Source organism: Leisingera sp. F5, assembly GCF_001593695.1.
On sequence record NZ_LUKH01000693.1, the window covers coordinates 1 to 1,842 of the forward strand.

Sequence of the window (1,842 nt, forward strand, 5' to 3'; positions counted from 1 at the left end):
ACCCACGGGATGCGGGTGATGCGCGAGGAAAGCTTTGGCCCGGTCGTCGGCATCATGAAGGTACAGTCGGACGACGAAGCCATTGCGCTGATGAACGACAGCAACTTCGGTCTCACCGCCTCGCTCTGGACCCGTGATCTGGAGCGGGCGCAAGCGGTCGGCGACCGGATCGAGACCGGCACCGTGTTCATGAACCGCGCCGATTACCTGGATCCCGGCCTGTGCTGGACCGGTTGCAAGGACACCGGCCGCGGCGGCGGGCTGTCGGTCATCGGCTATCACAATCTGACCCGCCCGAAGTCTTACCACCTGAAAAAGGTAACCGGCTAAGGGCGGCCCTGCCCGCCCTGGCGTCTCCTCCGCGGGGCGGGCCATTGCATCAAAGGAACACGATATGAGCCTTAACGGAAACTGGTCCTACCCGACCGCAATCAAATTCGGTGCTGGCCGGATCAACGAACTGGGTGACGCCTGCGCCGCTGCCGGCATCACCAAGCCCTTGCTGGTCACCGACAAGGGGCTGGCCGATCTGCCTGTCACCCAAGCCACCCTGGACATCATGGAGGCCGCAGACTTGGGCCGCGGCATGTTCTCGGAGGTTGATCCGAACCCGAATGAGAAGAATCTGGAAGCCGGTGTCGAAGCTTATAAGGCGGGCGGTCATGACGGGGTAATCGCCTTTGGCGGCGGCTCCGGGCTGGACTTGGGCAAGATGGTTGCCTTTATGGCCGGCCAGACCCGACCTGTGTGGGATTTTGAGGATATCGGCGACTGGTGGACCCGCGCCGATGCCGATGCCATCGCGCCGATCATCGCGGTGCCGACCACCGCAGGCACGGGATCCGAGGTGGGCCGCGCGTCCGTGATCACCGACAGTGTCAGCCATCAGAAGAAGATCATCTTCCACCCCAAGGTGCTGCCGACGGTGGTGATCTGCGATCCCGAGCTGACGGTGGGCATGCCCAAGTTCATCACCGCAGGCACCGGGCTGGATGCCTTTGCCCATTGCGTCGAAGCGTTCAGCAGCCCGCATTACCACCCGATGTCCCAGGGCATCGCGCTGGAAGGCATGCGGCTGGTCAAGGACTACCTGCCGCGCGCCTACGCCGACGGCACCGATATCGAGGCCCGCGCCCAGATGATGTCCGCCGCGGCGATGGGGGCCACCGCCTTCATGAAGGGGCTGGGCGCCATTCACGCCATGAGCCACCCGATCGGAGCGCACTTCAACACCCACCACGGCACCACCAACGCGGTCTGCATGCCAGCGGTGCTGGAGTTCAACGCGCCTGCAATCGCGGACCGGTTCACCATGGCGTCGGCCTACCTCGGCATCGACGGCGGTTTTGACGGCTTCCGCACGTTTGTGCAGGAACTGAACGACAGCCTCGGGATCCCCCGCAAGCTGGCAGATCTGGGCGTCACCGAAGCGGCCATCCCCGATCTGGTCAAAGGCGCGATCATCGACCCCAGCTGCGGCGGCAATCCGATCGAACTGACCGAGGAAAACCTCACCCAGCAGTTCAAGGCCGCCTTGTAAACAACGGCTCTTTGCCAGGTTTCAGCGCTCTCCGCCCGGCGGGGAGCGCTGTTTCATTCCGCTACAGCGTCAGCCGCTGACGTAGACCTTGTCTTTGGGGTAGTAGAAGATTTTCTGATTGTGCAGCCGGCCCAAAAGCTCGTGCACGCGGCGCAGCGTTTCGTCTTCGCTGCTGCCCGCTGCCGGTTGGGCCTCTGACAGAGTGTCCCTTGTGGTTTGCAGGGCGGTCTCTATCAGCTCCATATCCGTAACGGACAGTTCGAACATATCGTTGTACTGGGGCATCTGGGCTCCTTCTCCGG

The 1,842-nt window shown here is 63.1% G+C and carries 3 protein-coding genes; 2 read left to right on the top strand and 1 reads right to left on the bottom strand.

Going from position 1 to position 1,842, the window contains the following annotated elements:
• Together A2I95_RS34870 and A2I95_RS34875 are read left to right on the top strand one after the other, a co-directional pair.
• Nucleotides 1-330: aldehyde dehydrogenase family protein (locus A2I95_RS34870; protein WP_291737148.1), on the top strand; the 330-nt coding region annotated here is incomplete at its 5' end.
• A 64-nt stretch (nucleotides 331-394) separates the two neighbouring features.
• On the top strand, nucleotides 395-1,540 hold the full coding sequence (locus A2I95_RS34875; protein WP_291737150.1) for an iron-containing alcohol dehydrogenase: 1,146 nt from the start codon (nucleotides 395-397) through the stop codon (nucleotides 1,538-1,540).
• Nucleotides 1,541-1,609: 69 nt separating this feature from the next.
• Here A2I95_RS34875 and A2I95_RS34880 read toward each other — a convergent pair whose 3' ends face one another.
• Nucleotides 1,610-1,825 (bottom strand): hypothetical protein, encoded by a 216-nt coding sequence (locus tag A2I95_RS34880; RefSeq protein ID WP_027256338.1) that lies wholly within the window; start codon nucleotides 1,823-1,825, stop codon nucleotides 1,610-1,612.
• Between the last annotated feature and the right edge of the window lie 17 nt (nucleotides 1,826-1,842).

What these genes read in the sequence shown, in the direction of transcription:
- A2I95_RS34875 (WP_291737150.1), top strand. Translation starts at nt 395, where the DNA reads ATGAGCCTTAACGGAAACTGGTCCTACCCGACCGCAATCAAATTCGGT.
- A2I95_RS34880 (WP_027256338.1), bottom strand. Translation starts at nt 1,825, where the DNA reads ATGCCCCAGTACAACGATATGTTCGAACTGTCCGTTACGGATATGGAG.